Below are 20,088 nucleotides of genomic sequence, written 5' to 3'. Positions count from 1 at the left end.
AACCGCGCTTCGCTTTAACAGTGTAGTGAATAGAGCGAAGTTTGCTTTCGAGTGAATCGCTACAGTCCTTCAACTCATTGATTTATGAGAGGAGGGCATGTGCGTTTTCTTTTTTTAGGTGTGTGAGCGCGACTTCCGAAAAAGAAATCGGCAGATTGCATAAAGCAAATTGAACAAAGCATGCTGGAAGAAGGTGTTCGACCAGCATACTCAATCAGGCAGAAAACCATCCTTCTCTGCCTGAGCTTGGAGTCAGTAGCTGCTTACTTAAGCAGACCTACTTCTTTGTAGTACTTCTCTGCACCTGGGTGAAGAGGGATTGAAAGACCAGCTTTCACCATGTCTTCTTTTTTCAGGTTTGCAAATGCAGGGTGTAGACGTTTGAATGTATCGAAGTTTTCGAACACAGCTTTAGCAACGTTGTAAGCCACGTCATCTGAAACATCAGAAGTCGTTACCATTGTTGCCGCAACACCAAAGCTGTTTACGTCTTTATCTGTACCACGGTACATACCAGCAGGCACTGTGCTGAATGCGTAGTATGGGTTGTTAGCAACGATTTTCTCGATTTCTGGACCAGTTGCAGGAACTAGCTTCGCATCACAAGAGGTTGTTGCTTCTTTGATTGAACCGTTCGGGTGGCCAACCATGTAGATAAACGCGTCGATCTTGTTATCACACAGCGCTTGAGAACGTTCTGAGCCTTTTAGTTCTGATGCAAGTTTAAAGCTGTCGTTAGTCCAGCCCATTGCATCCATCACTACGCCCATTGTCGCGCGGTCACCAGAACCAGGGTTACCGATGTTTACACGTTTACCTTTTAGGTCTTGAACGTTTTCGATACCAGAATCTGCACGTGCGATGATGTTAAAAGGTTCTGTATGAAGAGAGAACATTGCACGCAGTTTTTTGTACGGGCCTTGTTCAGCAAACTTGCTCGTACCGTTGTAGCCATGGTATTGCCAGTCCGATTGCACGATACCAAAATCTAGCTCGCCAGCACGGATAGTGTTGACGTTGTAAATTGAGCCGCCAGTCGATTCTACTGAACAACGAATGTTGTGATCTTTACGACCTTTGTTTACCAATTTACAAATAGCACCACCAGTAGGGTAGTAAACACCTGTTACTGAGCCAGTACCGATAGTAATAAACTCTTGAGCGTTAACTGCGCCTGCACCCATAACTGCTGCAGCGATTGCGCCTACTTTAAGAAGTTTGTTAAATGCCATGAATTTCCCTTCCTTATATTCATTATTAACCCAGAAATAACTGTAAATTACTTCAGGAGTTTCCTATTTGGAAACGGCATCTTTTCCAATCCAATCGTTTGAAAAAGCGAGCGAATCATAACAAAAAATTGGCAGAAAATTATCCGATTGTTAAAAGTTATAGCGAATAAGTCTAAAGCTTGCGACAGTATGTGGGGATAAATTCGCAAGCTAATCTGTTTTATAACAGTTACTTATGCCGATTTTGTGTGAGGGTGTTAAAAAAATCAATAGCGTGATAATGTTCACAAATAAGGTGGGTAAAAAATAGACGTTGGAATCATTTTGTTTACATAATTTATGGGCTACAAAATTCAACTAATTTCATAGCCCACAAACAGTTACTTAGCCTGTGTATTCGAAAAGCTCACACACTGATTTGAACAATTGTTCTGTTGAAACTGGCATTGTTGGGGTAATAAAGATGGTGTCATCACCTGCAACGACACCCAAAATGCCTTCTGATTTGCCTAGTGAATCAAGTAGGCGAGCAATCAATTGTGCAGCACCTGGACCAGTATGGATAACGACTAACGCAGCGTTGTGGTCAATATCCAGTACAAGTTCACGTAAAGAGCTGCTTACCGTAGGAACTCCAAGCTCTGCTGGCAGACAGTAAACCATCTCCATTTTTGCGTTACGTGTACGTACCGCACCAAATTTGGTCAGCATACGGGAGACTTTAGATTGGTTGATGCTTTCGAAACCTTGTTGTTTTAATGCATCAACGATCTCACCCTGTGAGCCAAAGCTTTCTTCTTTTAATAAGGCTTTAAAAGCGCGAACTAAGTTATCTTGTTTTTCTGAATTGCGCATAGTCGTTATGATTCTCTTATTACAGGTCAGCAATTTTGCATATTCTCGCATAGATATTCATGCAGTGCCAAAAACTCACGGCATTATGTTAATTCCATCACTGTAAACCCTAAACAGGATAGGGTTCTTTAAGTATGAAATCGTTGACCTATTTATTGCATTGAATTTCTTGTCATTTCAACAGAATAAACCAATAATCAGACCTTTGTTTGTAGCACGATAACAGCGAGTTGCGCGAGGTCGCAAAGCTGGCGTTAATTGATTGTAATCAAGTTGTGATTCCGATAGCTTTATTTCAGTTGGTTACAAAATACCCTACGAATACGTTTATAAGAGAAATACTCTCAAGGAGAACTACATGAAAGTAGCCGTTATTGGTGCCGCTGGCGGCATCGGTCAAGCTCTGGCCCTTCTACTTAAGAACCGTCTTCCTGCAGGTTCAGATTTAGCCCTATATGATATTGCTCCAGTAACTCCTGGTGTGGCTGCAGATCTTAGCCATATCCCGACACCAGTATCTATTAAAGGTTACGCTGGTGAAGATCCAACGCCTGCACTAGAAGGTGCTGACGTGGTTCTTATCTCAGCTGGTGTCGCACGTAAGCCTGGTATGGATCGTGCTGATCTATTTAATGTAAATGCTGGTATCGTTAAGTCACTAGCAGAAAAGATTGCAGTAGTATGTCCAACGGCATGCGTGGGTATTATCACTAACCCAGTGAACACCACAGTGCCAATCGCTGCGGAAGTATTAAAGAAAGCCGGTGTGTACGATAAGCGCAAACTGTTTGGTGTTACAACGCTAGACGTTATCCGCTCAGAAACCTTCGTGGCTGAACTAAAAGATAAAGATCCAGGTGACGTTCGCGTTCCTGTTATCGGTGGCCACTCTGGTGTGACTATTCTTCCTCTTCTATCTCAAGTAGAAGGTGTTGAGTTCACCGCTGAAGAAGTAGAAGCGCTAACGAAACGTATCCAAAATGCGGGTACAGAAGTTGTTGAAGCAAAAGCGGGTGGCGGTAGCGCGACTCTGTCTATGGGTCAAGCAGCATGTCGCTTCGGTCTTGCTCTAGTACGAGCACTTCAAGGTGAAGAAGGCGTAGTAGAATGTGCATACGTGGAAGGTGGCAGTGAACATGCGACTTACTTTGCACAACCAGTTAAACTGGGTAAAGACGGCGTAGAAGAAGTACTAAGCTATGGCGCACTAAGTGACTACGAGAAGTCAGCACTTGATGGTATGTTGGAAACGCTAAATGGCGATATCAACATTGGTGTTGAATTCGCTAAATAAGCGTCTCTACAAAGAGAAAGCTATATAAAGAAGAAAGCCGATCTTAGATCGGCTTTTTTGATCCTTTCATTTTATCTCGCGTAACAGAGTCTGAATCAAACAACTTTGTGAGGGAGAAGATGATGGAAGCCAATCGAATCCGTAAAGGTATGGTGGTGGAATGCCAACAAGGCGTCGGAACAATCTTAGTGGTTGATCAAGAGGCGGAGACAGTGCTTCTTGCCAAACAAGGTTCGGAAGAGCAGTTGGCGGTCAGTTTCGACGAAATTGAAGATAACCCACAGCTTCACGATAGCTGCGATAGATACTATTAGATGGTAGCGGTGAGAAGAATTTGAGGTACACAAAAAGGAAGAGCCATGCTCTTCCTTTTTATTGTGGGTCTATTTTATGCCGTTAACTAGTGCGGTTCACTGACATGTGAGCCAGTGTAATAAGCGCTTGCTTGTACTCTGACTCTGGCAAGATTGCGAGTTCTGCAATCGCTTTGTCTGCTTCTTCTAGTGCTTTCTGCGTTGTGTACTCAAGTGAGCCGGCTACTTTCATTACAGCAAGAATGTCATCCAAGTGATCCATACCGTTGGCTTTTTCGATAGCCTCACGGATCATCTGTGCATTCTCTGGGGTGGTATTGCGCATGGCATGAAGTAGAGGAAGCGTTGGTTTGCCTTCAGCTAAATCATCACCAACATTCTTACCCATATCCTCACCGTCAGACGTGTAATCCATCACGTCATCGATCAGTTGGAATGCTGTACCCAAATATTTACCGTAGTTTTGGAAAGCGACTTCTACTTCTTCAGGAGCATCGTTAAGAATCGCACCAATTTGGGTTGCAGACTCAAACAAACGTGCGGTCTTAGAGTAGATGACCTGCATGTAGCTTTCTTCTGTCGTGTCAGGATCATTGCAGTTCATTAACTGCTGAACCTCACCCTCTGCGATTACATTAACTGCGTCACTCATTAGTTTAAGGATCTTCATTGATCCTAGCTCAGTCATCATTTGGAATGAGCGAGTATAAATAAAGTCCCCAACTAACACGCTAGCGGCATTACCAAACGCAGCGTTTGCTGTCGCTTTACCACGGCGCATGTCTGATTCGTCTACCACATCATCGTGCAACAGTGTTGCTGTGTGGATGAACTCGATAAACGCCGCTGCCATTGTATGGCCGTTACCTTGGTAACCAAGAGCACGTGCTGACAATATCGCCAGAAGTGGTCTTAAGCGTTTGCCTCCACCACTCACGATATAGAAACCGAGCTGGTTGATTAAAGAGACATCAGAATTTAGTTGGGCTTGAATTGTTTCATTCACTTTTGCCATGTCATCGGCAGTAAGCGCTTGGATAGTTTTAAAATCCATCGTATATCCGGCTGAAGTTAGACCCTGCAAGGCTTATTCGATTTATATAATTGTCGAATAATACACTAAAAAACGTTGATTAATACATTACTAAAGGGCATGATTGCCGCACTTTTCTTTGGCGATTAGCTTTTCGCCAATTTTTTCAAAATATGGCTTGTCATAGGGGCATCTCTTCTGTAGAATCTGCGCCCTATTGATGATTAGTTTAGCGCACACCCTCATGAAAAGGCTGTGCGGAAAAAGCGGAGTAAAATATGTACGCTGTTTTCCAATCTGGTGGTAAACAACACCGTGTAAGCGAAGGTCAAACTCTTCGTTTAGAGAAATTAGACGTTGAAACTGGTGCAACTGTTGAATTTGATACAGTTCTTCTTGTTGCTAACGGCGAAGACATCAAAGTTGGCGCTCCTCTTGTAGAGGGCGGCAAAGTTGTTGCTGAAGTTGTACAACACGGTCGTGGCGATAAAGTTAAAATCGTTAAGTTCCGTCGTCGTAAGCACTCTCGTAAGCAACAGGGTCATCGTCAGTGGTTCACTGAAGTGAAGATCACTGGTATCAACGCTTAATCTATTAGGAGAGTTTAACAATGGCACACAAAAAAGCTGGTGGTTCTACTCGTAACGGCCGCGATTCAGAAAGCAAACGCCTTGGTGTTAAGCGTTTCGGTGGTGAGTCTGTTCTTGCAGGTAACATCATCGTACGTCAACGTGGTACTAAGTTCCACGCTGGTAACAACGTAGGTATCGGTAAAGACCACACTCTATTCGCTCTTACTGAAGGTAAAGTGAAGTTCGAGGTTAAAGGTCCTAAAAACCGTAAGTTTGTAAGCATCGAAGCTGAGTAATTTACCTTTTAGGTTAATTATTTAAGCTTTAAAGCTGAATTCAAAAGCCCTGCCGATTCGGCGGGGTTTTTTATTTGTAGCAGTCGACATATTCAAGTTTCTCGTTTTTACCTTATTGGTAGGTTCAGGGTGCTTAGATCTGTCATCTGCTAAAATTGTTTGATGATAAGTCAGATTAAATCCACGCACGAAGTAGTCGGAGTAAAAGATGAAGTTCGTAGATGAAGCGGTAGTAAAAGTTCAGGCTGGTGACGGCGGTAGCGGCGTTGTAAGTTTCTGGCGTGAAAAATTCATCACTAAAGGCGGCCCTGATGGCGGCGATGGTGGTGATGGCGGTGATGTATACATCCAAGCCGATGAAAACCTAAATACCCTGATCGATTACCGTTTCCAACGCTTTTACGAAGCAGAACGCGGTGAAAATGGTCGTGGTGGTAACTGTACGGGTAAACGTGGTAAAGACATCACAATGCGTGTTCCTGTAGGTACGCGCGCAGTTGATATCCACACTAATGAAATCGTTGCAGAAGTTGCTGAACACGGCAAGAAAGTGATGGTCGCGAAAGGCGGCTGGCACGGTCTTGGTAACACGCGTTTTAAATCTTCAGTAAACCGCGCTCCTCGTCAGAGAACGCTAGGTACTAAAGGTGAAATTCGTGAAATCCGTCTAGAGCTATTGCTATTGGCTGATGTTGGTATGCTTGGTCTACCTAACGCAGGTAAATCAACCTTTATCCGCGCAGTATCAGCAGCAAAACCAAAAGTAGCAGATTACCCATTTACTACGCTAATCCCAAGCTTGGGTGTAGTGAGTGTCGTACCTGAGAAAAGCTTTGTAGTTGCTGATATTCCTGGTCTAATCGAAGGTGCCGCTGACGGTGCTGGTCTAGGTATTCGCTTCCTTAAGCACCTAGAGCGTTGCCGCGTATTACTGCACATGATTGATATCATGCCGATCGATCAGTCAGACCCAATTCAAAATGCCCTAACCATCATTGATGAGCTAGAGCAGTACAGTGAAAAACTTGCTGGTAAACCTCGTTGGTTAGTCTTCAACAAGACTGATCTTATGCCGGAAGAAGAAGCGAATGAAAAGATCCAAGAGATCTTGGATGCGCTTGGTTGGGAAGATGAGTTCTTTAAGATCTCTGCAATCAACCGTAACGGCACTAAAGAGCTTTGCTACAAGCTAGCTGACTTTATGGAAAACCTACCTCGTGAAGAGGAAGAAGTTGCTGAAGAAGATAAAGTGAACTTCATGTGGGATGATTACCATAAAGATGCCATCGCTGGTAAAGATGTGATCACTGAAGAAGATGACGACGATTGGGATGACTGGGACGATGAAGAAGACGACGGTCACGTTGTTTACGTCCGTGACTAATCGCTAGTTATTTCATTAAGCCGCAATGTATATTGCGGCTTTTTTTGTATCTAAATCATGTTTAGACGATGTGTTTTACGGCACAATAATAAAATATACCCAAGTGACTTCAAGATGTAGGATTCAGAGCGGGGTCAATGACACCCTCCCAAGGGGGAGGTTACTTGGGTATAAATGGACTTAGGAAGTATTTATGACATCGGAAGCTATGCCGCCTGAAGAAGCTATGGCGGCGTCCAATCAAAGAGCCATTTCTCGGCTCGTGGCTCAAGCCGGGCAAATGTTATTAGCACACGGTGCAGAAAGTACGCTGGTGAGCGATATTATGCAGCGCATTGGGTTTGCGAGTGGCGTTAGCGATGTTGCTGTTGCACTGTCTGCCAATGCCTTGGTGGTCACAACGGTGATGGACGATCATTGCATTACTACCACAAGAAGCTGTGCCGATCGTGGAATTAACATGCGTGTCATTACGCAAATTCAGCGTATCTGTATCATGATGGAGCGCGGTTTACTCGATGTGAAAATGGCACAGAAGAAACTCAATACCATCAGCCCAGAGCGCTATAACCGCTGGTTAGTCGTATTTATGATTGGTCTTTCTTGTGCTGCCTTTAGTCATCTAGCTGGAGGAGATTGGGGAGTCTTCGGCATGACGTTCCTCGCCTCTGCTGGTGGTATGATCGTCAGACAAGAGATTGGGCATCGACATTTTAATCCTCTACTTAATTTCGCCGCCACAGCATTCGTCACAACGCTGATTTCCGCTCAAGCCGTGATCTTTGAAATTGGTAATTTACCTACGGTAGCAATGGCATCTTCGGTCCTGATGTTAGTACCGGGCTTCCCTCTGATTAACTCCGTTGCAGACATGCTTAAAGGCCACATCAATATGGGCATCGCGAGATTTACCATGGCAAGTCTACTGACATTAGCAACTTCACTTGGCATCGTAGCAGCGATGGAAGTCACCGGTATTTGGGGGTGGATGAGCTAATGAGTGTATTTGAACTCGCACTTGGCCTGCTGAATGATATGTTTTTTGCGGCGATTCCTGCAGTGGGTTTTGCCATGGTGTTTAACGTGCCACAGCGCGCTTTAGTTTATTGTGCCGTAGGTGGTGCGATTGGTCATGGCAGTCGCTATTTGATGATGCACTTTGGCTTGCCGATTGAGTGGGCGAGCTTTTTTGCTGCGACCCTTGTTGGCTTAATCGGCGTACATTGGTCGCATCGCTTTCTTGCTCATCCCAAAGTTTTTACTGTTGCAGCTTTGATCCCAATGGTGCCCGGTGTATTTGCCTTTAAAGCCATGATTGCTATGGTGGAGATAAACCACTTGGGTTATTCGCCAGAGTTAATTGCGACATGTATGGAGAACTTTCTTAAGGCGATGTTTATTATTGCAGGCTTAGCGGTTGGCTTGGCGGTTCCGGGGCTGTTATTCTATCGCCGCAGACCCATAGTATAAGGACCCAATATGATCATCAGCATGATTGCCGCGATGGCAGACAACCGTATCATCGGTAAAGACAACCAGATGCCTTGGCATCTTCCGGCAGACTTTGCATGGTTTAAGCGTTGTACAATGGGTAAGCCTGTTGTGATGGGACGTAAAACTTATGAATCAATCGGACGTCCTTTACCTGGCCGTTTGAATATTGTCATCAGCCGTGATACTTCACTTTCCATTGAAGGTGTCACGACTGTTACGTCGATTGAGCAGGCGCTTGAGGTTGCTGGTGACAGTGAAGAAGTGATGATCATTGGTGGTGGCGCGATTTACGCTGCATGCTTGGCAATAGCAAATAAGCTATATGTCACTCATATTGAAGCTGAAATCGAGGGTGATACTCAGTTCCCAGATTGGGGGAATGAGTTTAAAGAAACATACTCTGAAGCGTATCAAGCGGATGAAAAAAATGCGTATAACATGCGTTTCACCGTTCTAGAAAAGTAACCAGCTAGAATAAGAGAAGCACCGTCAATACGGTGCTTTTTGTTTTCTAGTCCGCTAATTCGAATTGTTAACTGAGTGCTTCTTGGGTGAAAACTTGCTTATCTTCCCAGCGAATCATAGTTAATGAGCCACCCCAAACACAGCCCGTATCAAGGCCAATAATGCTCTCTTCAATGTAGCCTTGCAGTGCTGCCCAGTGACCAAATAAGACCGCTTTTTCTAAAGGCACACGTTGTGGCAGTTTAAACCAAGGAACAAGCTCATCTTCTGAAACTTCTTGTGGTGGAAGTTTACAGTCCATATCCAAGCGGCCATCGGGAAAGCAAAAGCGCATACGGGTAAATGCATTGATGGTATAGCGATAGCGATCTAAGCCTGATAGAGATTCCTCCCAAAGATCAGGTTGGTTGCTGTACATATTTTCCAGTAACCAATGCAGTTGCTCACTCTGAATTATCGCCTCGACCTCACGTGCACATGCTCGAGCCGTCTGTAGATCCCATAAAGGTGAGATGCCCGCATGACACATAACGAACTCATCGTGTTCCGCCATGAGTGGTTGCTGTGCTAACCAAGTGAGTAGATCATCTTTATCTGGTGCGGAAAAGATAGGTGCGGTTTTATCTTTGTCCTTCACCTTCTTTAAGCCTTTAGAAACCGCCATTAGGTGCAGATCGTGATTGCCGAGGACAACTTTAGCGCTGTCGCCAAGGGATTTAACAAAGCGCAGTGTTTCTAATGACTTCGGCCCTCTTGCCACCAGGTCACCAGCAAGCCAAAGTTGATCGTGTTGAGTTGAGAAATTAACGTGTTCTAGTAACTGTTGCAGTTCATCGAAACAGCCTTGAATGTCACCAACGATGTAGGTAGCCACTGACTCTCCTGATTAATTTAGGACATTGGGAACAGCAAGTCGGAAAGGGTCTATTTCGGTGAGAAACTCTTGTCCCTTCTCATCCAACATCATGTAGTGTCCTTGCATGACACCTACTGGAGTTTCTAATGCAGTACCGCTACTGTAGGTGTATTCATCATTGCTAGGAATAAAGGGCTGTTGTCCGACAACACCTTCGCCTTCTACCGTCATTTGTTTGCCATTTGAATCCGTAATTAACCAGCGACGACTGAGTAATTGTACGGTTTGTTGGCTGAGGTTTTTGATGGTGATGACGTAGGCGAAAATAAAACGTTGCAGTTCTGGGTTGGACTGTTCTTCAATGTATTTGGTGTGAACTTGAATCTTGATGCAAGGTTGAATGACGTCCATGTGCACTCCTCGAAAAACGGATTATCTCAATAATAATAAGCCAAACCGCGAAGGGTTTGGCTCATCGTTTGAGTTATTGGTGCTGCGGGTTATCCGCAAGCCAGTTCGCCATGGCGACAAACTGTTGTAGCGTTAGGTTTTCTGGACGCATACTTGGGTTTACGCCCAACTCTTCCAATACTTCTGTACTCAATAGCGACTTGTAGCAGTTACGAACGGTCTTACGACGCTGGTTAAAGCCTTCGCGACATACGCGCTCCAACAAACGCAAATCTTTCGCAGGGTGCGGAAGGACTTCGTAAGGCACTAAGCGTACGACTGCTGAATCAACTTTCGGTGGCGGTACAAACGCTGTTGGTGGTACTTCTAGAACAGGTACAACTTTACAGTAGTACTGAGCCATTACCGTTAGGCGGCCGTAAGCCTTGCTGCCTGGGCCTGCGGCTAAACGGTTTACCACTTCTTTTTGAAGCATAAAGTGCATGTCTTGAATGTCTTTATGGAATTCAAATAGGTGGAACATCAATGGTGTCGAGATGTTGTATGGCAAGTTACCGAAGATACGTAGCTTGTTGTTTGGCTTCACTAACTGCGTGAAGTCAAAGCGCATAGCATCGCCTTCATGAATAGTCAGTTTGTCAGCTAACTCTGGATGGTTGCGTAGACGTTCTGCTAGATCTCGGTCGAGTTCAATAACCGTGAACTTGTCGACTTCGCGACCCACAGGTTCTGTAATTGCACCAAGGCCTGGACCGATCTCAACAAGGTTCTGGCCAGGTCTTGGGTTAATTGATGATACGATACCGTCAATAATGTATGGATCGTTCAGGAAGTTTTGACCAAAACGTTTACGCGCTTTGTGTCCTAAATGGACATCATTTCTCATTGTTTCTTCTCTACCAATTCTATCGCATGCGTGAGCGCTGTTCGGAAGCTCCCTGTATCCGCTTGACCTGTCCCTGCCAGTTCTAATGCAGTACCGTGATCCACCGAGGTTCTTATAAATGGTAGACCAAGTGTAATGTTTACTGAACGACCAAAGCCTTTGTATTTTAATACAGGCAACACTTGATCGTGGTACATACCTAAAACAGCATCAGCATCGTTTAAATACTTTTCATTGAAAATGGTATCTGCCGGCAAAGGGCCAATCAGATTGATTCCTTTTTCTTGTCGAATCTTTTCCAATGTCGGAGTGATGGTTTCGATCTCTTCGCGACCTAAACAGCCATCTTCTCCCGCATGTGGATTTAGCCCGCAAACATAGATGTTTGGTTGCGAGATGGCAAATTTTTCTACAAGATCTTTATGAAGAATATCGATGATTTTTTCTAATCGCTCTTCCGTAACGGCTTTTGATACGTAAGCCAGAGGAATATGCGTGGTGACGAGTGCCACTCGCAGTCCTTCAGTCGCTAACATCATCACGACCAATGGTGTATTGGACTTTTCAGCAAAGAATTCAGTGTGACCACTGAATGCAACACCTGAGCGATTTATCACCCCCTTATGTACAGGGCCGGTGACAATAGCATCAAATTCATCATTCATACAGCCCAAAGCGGCTCTTTCTAACGTTTTTAATACGTAGTGGCCGTTGGCTTCATTAAGTTGACCTGCAACCGCGGTTTCAGCGATTTCAATGTGGTCTACGATTAATGTGCCAGCTTGTTGCGCTTTTGGTGCTTCTTCTGGATTGTAATCAAACAGTTGAACGTCTATGCCGAGCTGTTTAGCTCTTTCTGCTAAGACATTCTTGTCTGCACAAACGACGATTTGGTGCGCCCAGTCTTCCTTTGATAAGGCCAGCACCAAATCAGGGCCGATCCCCGCAGGTTCCCCTGCGGTTACGACGATTCTTCGAATCGAATTAGTTGCCATCATTGTTATCCACGATTTCAACAAACGCGCTTGCTCGTAGTTCTTGCATCCATGCGCCTGCTTCTTCGTTAAACTTACGGTTGAAAAGAATGCGGTAGGCTTTGTTTTTCATTGCTGAGTCAGTGCGGTCAACTTGACGACGGTCTAAAACTTCAACAATGTGCCAGCCGTGTACAGTTTTGAATGGTTCACTGATTGAACCTACAGGCAATGTTTCAACTTGGTGTTTAAATTCTGGTACGTATAGGTCTGGTGTTTGGTAGCCCAGTTCACCGTCTTGTGCTGCAGAACCTGGATCTTGGCTGTATTGTGTTGCCAATTGAGCAAAGGTTGCTTCACCCGCTTTAATGCGACGAATGAATTCATTTAGCTGCTTCTTCGCACCATCATCACTTAGGATAACGGTCGGTTTGATCAGAATATGTCGAGCATTGACTTCTGTGACCGCGACTGTTTCTAGGCCTTTTACATCTTCTACTTTTAGGATGTGGAAGCCAATACCGCTGCGGAATGGACCAATGATGCTGCCTTTGTTTTGCATTTTGATTTGGTCTGCGAAGATAGTTGGCATTTCTTCTTTACGCATCCAACCCCAGTCACCACCTTGCAAGGCTTTTGGACCTTTTGAGTAGGTGTAGGCCATTTGCGAGAAATCCGCACCATCTTTCAATTTTTTCACTAATGCATTCGCTTCTGCTTCGACTTCTGACTTGTCTTTATCGTCAGAGAAACGCAATTGGATATGACCGATTTTGTATTGAACGGTTGCATTGGTTTCTGTTGCAAGTTGTTCTGCTAGGCTATCGACTTCCGCTGGGAGAATGTTGATACGACGACGTACAAGTGCATTACGAGCTTCAGACGCGGCGATCTCTTTACGAATTTGTTCGCGGAATTCAGAGTAGCTTAACCCTTCAGCTTGGACAGAGGCGGCAAGTTGCTCAACGCTTTGGTTGTTGTTACGAGCGATTTCTGCAATCGCTTGATTCAAGCGGTTGTCATCAATTCGTACGCCGATACGTTCAGCCTCTTGACCTTGAAGCGTATCAATGATCAGTTTCTCAACCACTTGGTCTTTCAACACGCTTGCTGAAGGTAAGCTCTTACCGCTCTGACGAGCATTAGCTTGAAGTGTTTTCATTGCAGTGTTGATGTCGCTTTGTAAAATCACACCGTCGTTGACGATAACAGCAACCTGATCAAGCTCTACAGGTGCAGCATTAACACCTAAAGAGAATAGGGTTGTGAAGATGATTGATTTCCAAATTTTCATTTAAAATTCCGTCAGTATTATAGAGTTGAGCGTCTTACTAGTAGTTAAGACGCTCAATTCGATTAATTGTTCAAATAGAATGGACGACCGTATTTGATCGCGTTGTCCGAACCATCAAGTTCTTTTTCTGCGGTAATCGCACGTTGATTGGTGGCAAAGCCTTGAATACCGAAGTTAACGCTGATGTTGTTTTCGTATTCTGGAGAAGCACCGTCGCTTCCGATTGCTTTGTCATCCCAGCCCAATAATTGGTTTGAGTAAGTTAGACCGAAGTACCAACAATCTGATTGGTAGCGGAGGCTGGCAAGCCATTCCATATCGATGTTTTCGTTTAAGTCGTAGTAGTACTGGCCGCTTGCCGACCAACTCGGGTTGAATTCATACGCGGCTACGATACCTGCTTGTGAAATACCTTTACGAGTGATTGTGTCGAGGTTTTCGAGAATGATCGTATCTTCAATGTATTCACGAGTAACGTAACGGTAGTTACCTTGAATGAAGCCACCGTTAAATTGGTATTCCAGAGTGCTGTTCGCCAACTGCATCGAGCTCAGGTCGATGTCATACTGGATACCACCGTGATAGAACAAGTAATCGTTGTAGTTGAAATCAGTTTCAACCGCCCATGATGAGTAGTTTGAGGTCTCATCCGGTAGGCTCGGATTATTGCTGATCTTGGTTTTCTTATCGAAGTAGTAGATCTGACCAAACGAAACGTTAAGACGTTCTTTGTAATCATCATCAAAGAAACGCGTACTTGCACCGTAGCTTAACTGGTTTGCTGACGCGATTTTATCGATACCACTGTATTTACGACTGCGGAATAGACCGTAGTAGTCAGTTTGCAGTAACGTCGTATCGTAGTTGTAGATGTTAGTTTGGTCTTCATCTGGTACATACAAATACTGAAGCTGTGGTTCCAATGTTTGTGTGTAGCCTTCTATCCAGCTGGTATCACGCTCCAAGTACATCTGAGCATGTGTGCGGAATTCTGGAATAACACGCGATACGGTCTCATCGAGTTGATTTCTTAGATCGGTGTCTGTTAAGCCACTCAGATCTTGGGAGTAGTAGGTCGATAATACGCGAGCTTCTGTGGTCCATGTCGCCCAAGAGTTTGATAGAGGAATCGTGAGGCCTGGCTCTACGTGCACACGAGTCGCGTCAGGCTTCGCTGTATCGTCAGTGTCAAAACGGCTGATCTGGCTCTTCACGTCAAAGTTGACGTAGTTACCCAAAAGTGGGGTGTAGTAGTTCAAGTCCAGCTGCGGCAATAGACGGTACGGTTGGTTTTCTTCTTTCAAAAGTATCTGGAAATCTCGGACAGACAAAGAGGCGTCCCAGAAGTCTGAACGGTACTGTACTTCGCCTTCTTGAAGCAATTGGCCGTCTTCTCGGTTACCAATGTCAGAATCCAGGTCACGGAAGTAGTCGATGTCACTCACTTTTGAGTAATCAACACTGACCACCCACTGTTTGTTGATGATGCCATCGTGTTTGAATTGGTAACCCCAACGAGATTCGTCCTCGTAGCGTTTGTCGCTGCTCATGTACTCGCCTTTGATTTCACCTTCACCCCAACCTTCGGTTAGGTAACGGAAATCAGAGTCAAGCTTGGTGCCACGTTTCTGCATGTAGAGCGGAGTAAGTGTCATGTCGTATTGCGGCGCGATATTCCAGTAGAAAGGAAGTTCAACTTCCATACCGTCGCTAGAGCCGTATGACATGGATGGGAATAGGAAGCCCGTTTTACGCGTGTCACCAATTGGCATCGTCATGTACGGCACGTAGAAAACAGGGACGTCCATGATCTCAAAACGTGGGTGATGTAACGTTGCCGTCTCTTCATCTTGATCAACATCGATGCCCGAAGCAACTAAGCGCCAAGAGTTGTCACCTTGAGGACAAGAGGTAATCGAACCATCTTCAAGTTCGTACACTGACTGACCAGTACGGGCGATGTACGCAGCGGTACCGCGACCTTGTTGGCACAAGAACTGGTAGTTGGTGTTTTCAAGCGAAAACGTATCTTGATTGATGTCGTTGGTAACACGATCTGAACGTGCTTTAACCTGACCGTCATTGAAGGTTACATTGCCTTCTGCCACGACCACGTTATCTTGTTGATGAAGCGTTACGCTATCGGCGGTGATTTTCTTTGGACCTTGCGTAACTTCTACGTTGCCAGAGTACTGAGCCTTATCGCCATTGATGGCTTGTAGACTATCAGCTTGAACAACCACTGGGGAATTAAGCGCGTCCTCCTCACCACTTGTCTCGACCAAACATTGATCTGTGGTGGGCATTTCCTGCACACTATCATGGATATTCGCTTCAGCTTGAGTGGTGGGTACAAACAAGGCGGTGCTGATAGAGGCCGCTAAACATGTGCGGGAGAAATGTTGCATTGAATTGAACTTTCCTGTGTCACTACTACTCGATGGCTATAGGGCTTGTTGTACCCTCGCTATATAGCCAAATGAATCAACTATAGTTTGCAATTATCCCAGAGCATGGATTCGCTGTGGCATAATGCCAATATAAAATAGCTGCAAAGATAAGCAGGCGAAATAGCCTGACCGTAATAAAACTAATTCCATTATCATAAAGGAAATCGTTGCGTCCGGCACTATAAGACCGCCGTCGTCGATAAAAATTCATTGATAGAGAACACATAATGCATATTTTTGGCAAAATCTTGGGTGCCTTTTTTGGCTTGTTACTCGGTGGCCCATTCGGTTTATTGTTTGGTCTATTTATCGGTCATCAATTCGATAAAGCACGTCGTTTAAGCCAAGCGGGTTTTTCGACGGGGGGCTTTGGTAAAGGTCCTAGCCAGGCACAACGTCAGGAAGAATTTTTTAAAGCTGCATTCGCAGTTATGGGACATGTGGCTAAAGCCAAAGGTCAAGTCACCAAAGAAGAGATTCAACTAGCGTCTGCGATGATGGACCGTATGAGTTTACATGGCGAGCAACGTCGTGCGGCACAAGAAGCGTTCCGTGATGGTAAAGAGAGTGATTTTCCGCTTGAAGATGTATTGGTTCGCGTGAAAATCTCTTCAGCAGGGCGTTTTGATTTATTGCAATTTTTCTTGGAGCTTCAGATCTCTGCTGCGTTTGCTGATGGCTCGATTCATCCGAGTGAACGTAATGTCCTGCATAAAATTGCCCGCGGTTTAGGTTTCTCTTCAGAGCAATTAGAGCGTCGCCTGCACATGCAAGAAGCCGCGTTTCGTTTTCAAAGCCAAGGTGGTTTCCATGGCCAGCAGCAGGGACAATACCAATCAGCTGGTTGGCAACAAGCTTCACAAGCGGATCAGTTGGCTGATGCCTACAAGATTTTGGATGTTAACTCAGATGCGGACAGTAAAACGGTGAAGCGTGCTTACCGTAAGTTGATGAATGAGCATCACCCAGATAAGTTGATGGCGAAGGGCTTACCACCTGAGATGATGAACGTCGCAAAAGAAAAATCGCAAGAAATTCAAAATGCTTACGATCTGATAAAGAAAGTGAAAGGTTTTAAGTAGTCGGACGTTTTCTATCAAGCTTCAAAAACAAAAAGGGCACTCAGTGCCCTTTTCTCGTTCTTATACTCAGCGTTTGGTTTACTGGTGTCCTTTTGCTTTTCGGTTATGGGAAGCCCAAAGCGTATTAGCCTATTAGTAACTTCTTTAGTTAGCTTGATTTAAGGTCCAATCGTATTCGTATTTCACTTTGCCAGAGAAGTTTTTGTATTGTGGTGCGTACTTTGCAATGTGTTTGAAGATTTGTTTTTCTCCACCAAAGTCCGTTGCAAACCAATCATAAATAGAAGACAGCTGTGCCGTGTTACCTTGGATAGATACGCCTTTGCTGCTGTTGATAAATGTTTTAGCGGCACTATCCAGTAGAGCTTGCGTGTTGTCAGCAGTGAATGCTTGAGACTGCAGGTTAGGGCATCCTAAGCTGGCACAGTTAACCGCGTAATGGGTTCTTGGGTCATTCCAAATCGGGCGCAAAATACGATGCTCAATATCGTTTAAAGTCAGATCCTTCCCATTGACCACGACCACATCATCCCCCCAAGGACCAAAGCTAAATAGCCCACCAAGTTTGGTAATCGACTCGACAGGATAGTTATCTAGGATTAAGTTGACAGTGATGGCGTTGTAAAGGTTTACCCAGTAGGCGTATTGCTCCGCTTGGTTGTACTGTAGAGGGCCGAGTTTTGCGAGCCTTTGGATGTACTGCTTTAACTTCGCTTTGTCGGAGGTCGTGACTTTGCTATAGCGAAACAAAGTATTCTCACCTTGTTCAACTAAATAAGCATCGAGCAGTTGTTGCCACTCTTGATGAGAAATCTTGGTTTGGCTAGCTTGATTCGATTGTTTCCAATACGGCCACAAATCCGATTTAGGTGCGGAAAATGTTGAGAAAGAAACGAGAGCACACAAGAGCAATAACAGACGCTTCATAGAGATACCTTTGGGTTAAAACCTTATTGATATTGTAGACCTGCATAAGGCGAAGTTTCTTTCTTGAGGCAATGAAAATAAAAGAAAAAAGGCTGGCATAAGCCAACCTTTTATTTGTTTAAATTGCGATTTTAATTAGCTTAAGAAGCTCGGGATCTTCGCTTCGTACTCGGCAATCTTATCTTCGTGTTGAAGGGTTAAACCAATGTTGTCCAAACCGTTTAGTAAGCAGTGACGACGGAACGAATCGATTTCAAAACCATATTCTTTGCCGTTGGCACGAACCACATTCGCTTCTAGGTCCACTTCCACTTCTGCGCCTTCGTTAGCCTCAACAAACTGGAAGATTTCATCCACTTCTTGTTCAGTCAAACGAACTGGCACCATTTGGTTGTTGATCGAGTTACCGTAAAAAATATCGGCAAAGCTTGGTGCGATCATCGCTTTGATGCCGTAATCCGCTAGTGCCCACGGCGCGTGTTCACGAGATGAACCACAACCGAAGTTTTCACGCGCTAGCAGGATAGAAGCGCCTTTGTAGCGAGGAGCGTTCATCACGAACTCTGGGTTCGGTTGTTCGCCAGCATCATCTAGGAATCGCCAGTCATGGAATAGGTGCTTACCAAACCCTAGGCGAGAGACCTTTTGTAGGAACTGTTTTGGAATGATGGCATCAGTATCTACGTTCGCTGCATCTAGAGGAACAACTAAGCCTGTGTGTTGTTTAAAACCTGACATCTGTTCTCTCCTTAACCTAATCCAACTCACGAATATCAACAAAGTGACCAGCAATTGCCGCTGCCGCTGCCATCGCAGGGCTAACCAAGTGGGTACGGCCATCACGGCCTTGGCGACCTTCAAAGTTACGGTTTGAAGTAGACGCACAGCGCTCATGAGGCCCCAAACGGTCGTTGTTCATTGCTAGACACATCGAACAACCCGGTAGGCGCCACTCAAAGCCCGCTTCTTTAAAGATGACGTCCAAGCCTTCCGCTTCTGCTTGCGCTTTTACTTGCTCAGAGCCAGGAACGATTAGCGCTTGAACGTGAGACGCGACTTTGCGACCTTTCGCCACTTCTGCGGCTGCGCGCATGTCTTCAATGCGAGAGTTGGTGCAAGAGCCAACGAAGACTTTATCGACGTTGTAATCAGAAAGTGCTTTGCCTGCTTCTAGGCCCATGTATGCCAATGCTTTTTCAGCAGAAGCTTTCTCTACTGGGTCGGTAAAGCTTTCTGGTGCTGGGATCGGTTGATCTACCGCGATCACTTGGCCTGGGTTAGTTCCCCAAGTGACTTGTGGCTTAATGTCTGCTGCGTTTAGCGTCACAACTGCATCAAACTGGGCATCATCGTCCGTTTTCAATGTCTTCCAGTATTCTACTGCTGCATCAAAATCGGCACCTTGAGGTGAGAATTTGCGGCCTTTGATATACTCGAATGTGGTTTCATCTGGCGCAATTAGACCGGCTTTAGCACCTAGCTCAATCGCCATGTTACACACGGTCATACGGCCTTCCATTGAAAGGTCTGTGATCGCTTCACCGCAGAATTCAACCACGTAGCCTGTTCCGCCAGCAGCTGTGGTTTCACCGATGATCGCAAGTACGATGTCTTTAGCGGTGATACCAGGAGTTACTTTGCCTTTCACTTCAATCTTCATCGTTTTAGCGCGGGCTTGTTTTAGCGTTTGAGTTGCTAATACGTGCTCAACTTCAGATGTACCAATACCAAAAGCGAGAGAGCCGAATGCACCGTGTGTAGCAGTGTGCGAGTCGCCACAAACAATGGTCATGCCCGGCAGGGTAATACCAAGCTCTGGGCCCATGACGTGCACAATGCCTTGGTATTTGTGGTTGATGTCGTAAAGCGTAACGCCAAACTCTTCACAGTTTTTCGATAGCGTTTCCATCTGGATACGAGCCATCTCACCGGATGCGTTGATGTCTTTGGTGGTTGTCGAAACGTTGTGGTCCATGGTGGCAAAAGTTTTGCTGACCTGACGCACTTTGCGACCTTTTTCACGCAAGCCGTCAAATGCTTGCGGAGACGTCACTTCATGTACCAAGTGACGGTCGATGTACAAGATTGGGTTTTCCCCTTCTGCTGCGACGGCAACGTGTGCGTCGTAGACTTTTTCGTATAGTGTTTTGCCCATTGTTTGCTTCCTTTCCTCGTTGCCTTTGCCGCAATAACTGCGTTAGCGACACCCATTTATCCAGTTATTTAGCGAACTAAACGCCTTAAGATAAATGGGCTTGCTGCCTTGCTA

21 protein-coding genes are annotated in these 20,088 nt (G+C 45.1%); 9 read left to right on the top strand and 12 right to left on the bottom strand.

Going from position 1 to position 20,088, the window contains the following annotated elements; all coding sequences use genetic code 11:
• Positions 1-263: 263 nt before the first annotated feature.
• Both L1076_RS19690 and argR read right to left on the bottom strand, forming a co-directional pair.
• The gene (locus L1076_RS19690) at positions 264-1,232 is read right to left on the bottom strand and encodes a TAXI family TRAP transporter solute-binding subunit (protein ID WP_009707802.1); all 969 of its coding nucleotides are present in this window, start codon (positions 1,230-1,232) and stop codon (positions 264-266) included.
• A 384-nt stretch (positions 1,233-1,616) separates the two neighbouring features.
• On the bottom strand, positions 1,617-2,087 hold the full coding sequence (gene argR / locus L1076_RS19685; protein WP_005430583.1) for a transcriptional regulator ArgR: 471 nt from the start codon (positions 2,085-2,087) through the stop codon (positions 1,617-1,619).
• Between the two features lie 358 nt (positions 2,088-2,445).
• Here argR and mdh point away from each other — a divergent pair, with 358 nt between their 5' ends.
• On the top strand, positions 2,446-3,381 hold the full coding sequence (gene mdh / locus L1076_RS19680) for a malate dehydrogenase (protein ID WP_038866113.1): 936 nt from the start codon (positions 2,446-2,448) through the stop codon (positions 3,379-3,381).
• Between the two features lie 122 nt (positions 3,382-3,503).
• The gene (locus L1076_RS19675; protein WP_038866116.1) at positions 3,504-3,695 is read left to right on the top strand and encodes a hypothetical protein; all 192 of its coding nucleotides are present in this window, start codon (positions 3,504-3,506) and stop codon (positions 3,693-3,695) included.
• Positions 3,696-3,777: 82 nt separating this feature from the next.
• On the opposite strand, the gene ispB is transcribed toward L1076_RS19675, so the two are convergent.
• The gene (ispB, locus tag L1076_RS19670) at positions 3,778-4,749 is read right to left on the bottom strand and encodes an octaprenyl diphosphate synthase (protein WP_038866118.1); all 972 of its coding nucleotides are present in this window, start codon (positions 4,747-4,749) and stop codon (positions 3,778-3,780) included.
• 257 nt (positions 4,750-5,006) lie between these two features.
• Here ispB and rplU point away from each other — a divergent pair, with 257 nt between their 5' ends.
• The 6 genes from rplU to folA all read left to right on the top strand — a co-directional run bounded on the left by rplU (position 5,007) and on the right by folA (position 8,939).
• Complete coding sequence (gene rplU, locus L1076_RS19665) at positions 5,007-5,318, top strand: 50S ribosomal protein L21 (protein ID WP_038866119.1); 312 nt, start codon at positions 5,007-5,009, stop codon at positions 5,316-5,318.
• Between the two features lie 20 nt (positions 5,319-5,338).
• Positions 5,339-5,596 (top strand): 50S ribosomal protein L27, encoded by a 258-nt coding sequence (gene rpmA / locus L1076_RS19660; protein WP_005383095.1) that lies wholly within the window; start codon positions 5,339-5,341, stop codon positions 5,594-5,596.
• A 208-nt stretch (positions 5,597-5,804) separates the two neighbouring features.
• A complete protein-coding gene (gene cgtA, locus L1076_RS19655; protein ID WP_038866120.1) occupies positions 5,805-6,980 on the top strand; it encodes an Obg family GTPase CgtA in 1,176 nt (391 codons plus the stop codon).
• Between the two features lie 193 nt (positions 6,981-7,173).
• Positions 7,174-7,977 (top strand): threonine/serine exporter family protein, encoded by an 804-nt coding sequence (locus L1076_RS19650; protein ID WP_042599784.1) that lies wholly within the window; start codon positions 7,174-7,176, stop codon positions 7,975-7,977.
• Positions 7,977-8,450, top strand: a complete 474-nt coding sequence (locus L1076_RS19645) for a threonine/serine exporter family protein (protein ID WP_038866121.1) — start codon at positions 7,977-7,979, stop codon at positions 8,448-8,450. Before L1076_RS19650 ends, L1076_RS19645 begins: the two co-directional genes overlap by 1 nt.
• A gap of 9 nt (positions 8,451-8,459) precedes the next feature.
• Positions 8,460-8,939 (top strand): type 3 dihydrofolate reductase, encoded by a 480-nt coding sequence (gene folA / locus L1076_RS19640; RefSeq protein WP_038866123.1) that lies wholly within the window; start codon positions 8,460-8,462, stop codon positions 8,937-8,939.
• A gap of 67 nt (positions 8,940-9,006) precedes the next feature.
• Here the strand turns inward: folA and apaH are convergent, their stop codons facing one another.
• The 6 genes from apaH to lptD all read right to left on the bottom strand — a co-directional run bounded on the left by apaH (position 9,007) and on the right by lptD (position 15,768).
• Complete coding sequence (apaH, locus tag L1076_RS19635) at positions 9,007-9,813, bottom strand: bis(5'-nucleosyl)-tetraphosphatase (symmetrical) ApaH (RefSeq protein ID WP_042604289.1); 807 nt, start codon at positions 9,811-9,813, stop codon at positions 9,007-9,009.
• Positions 9,814-9,825: 12 nt separating this feature from the next.
• Positions 9,826-10,206: a Co2+/Mg2+ efflux protein ApaG gene (gene apaG, locus L1076_RS19630; protein WP_038866126.1), complete on the bottom strand. Its 381-nt coding sequence runs from the start codon at positions 10,204-10,206 to the stop codon at positions 9,826-9,828.
• 73 nt (positions 10,207-10,279) lie between these two features.
• Positions 10,280-11,092, bottom strand: a complete 813-nt coding sequence (gene rsmA, locus L1076_RS19625) for a 16S rRNA (adenine(1518)-N(6)/adenine(1519)-N(6))-dimethyltransferase RsmA (protein WP_038866127.1) — start codon at positions 11,090-11,092, stop codon at positions 10,280-10,282.
• The gene (pdxA, locus tag L1076_RS19620; RefSeq protein ID WP_038866128.1) at positions 11,089-12,087 is read right to left on the bottom strand and encodes a 4-hydroxythreonine-4-phosphate dehydrogenase PdxA; all 999 of its coding nucleotides are present in this window, start codon (positions 12,085-12,087) and stop codon (positions 11,089-11,091) included. The genes rsmA and pdxA overlap by 4 nt, the downstream gene beginning before the upstream one ends.
• Complete coding sequence (gene surA / locus L1076_RS19615) at positions 12,077-13,360, bottom strand: peptidylprolyl isomerase SurA (RefSeq protein WP_038866129.1); 1,284 nt, start codon at positions 13,358-13,360, stop codon at positions 12,077-12,079. Before surA ends, pdxA begins: the two co-directional genes overlap by 11 nt.
• A gap of 62 nt (positions 13,361-13,422) precedes the next feature.
• Positions 13,423-15,768 carry an LPS assembly protein LptD gene (gene lptD, locus L1076_RS19610; RefSeq protein ID WP_038866130.1) on the bottom strand — a complete coding sequence of 782 codons (2,346 nt, stop codon included), beginning with the start codon at positions 15,766-15,768 and terminating at the stop codon, positions 13,423-13,425.
• 269 nt (positions 15,769-16,037) lie between these two features.
• Between lptD and djlA the strand changes: the two genes are divergently transcribed.
• Positions 16,038-16,892, top strand: coding sequence for a co-chaperone DjlA (djlA, locus tag L1076_RS19605; protein ID WP_038866131.1), 855 nt, complete (start codon positions 16,038-16,040; stop codon positions 16,890-16,892).
• Positions 16,893-17,036: 144 nt separating this feature from the next.
• Here the strand turns inward: djlA and L1076_RS19600 are convergent, their stop codons facing one another.
• From L1076_RS19600 to leuC, 3 genes are all read right to left on the bottom strand, one after another.
• Positions 17,037-17,819, bottom strand: a complete 783-nt coding sequence (locus L1076_RS19600) for a DUF547 domain-containing protein (RefSeq protein ID WP_237304311.1) — start codon at positions 17,817-17,819, stop codon at positions 17,037-17,039.
• Positions 17,820-17,954: 135 nt separating this feature from the next.
• On the bottom strand, positions 17,955-18,557 hold the full coding sequence (gene leuD, locus L1076_RS19595) for a 3-isopropylmalate dehydratase small subunit (protein ID WP_042599780.1): 603 nt from the start codon (positions 18,555-18,557) through the stop codon (positions 17,955-17,957).
• A gap of 16 nt (positions 18,558-18,573) precedes the next feature.
• Entirely contained in the window at positions 18,574-19,974 is a 1,401-nt protein-coding gene (gene leuC, locus L1076_RS19590) for a 3-isopropylmalate dehydratase large subunit (protein ID WP_039974695.1), read from the bottom strand.
• Between the last annotated feature and the right edge of the window lie 114 nt (positions 19,975-20,088).

It is taken from the genome of Vibrio sp. MMG023 (genome assembly GCF_021654215.1).
GTDB lineage: Bacteria > Pseudomonadota > Gammaproteobacteria > Enterobacterales > Vibrionaceae > Vibrio > Vibrio jasicida.
The sequence above is the reverse complement of the archived record's forward strand: the minus strand, read 5'-3'. Positions and strand labels throughout refer to the sequence as shown.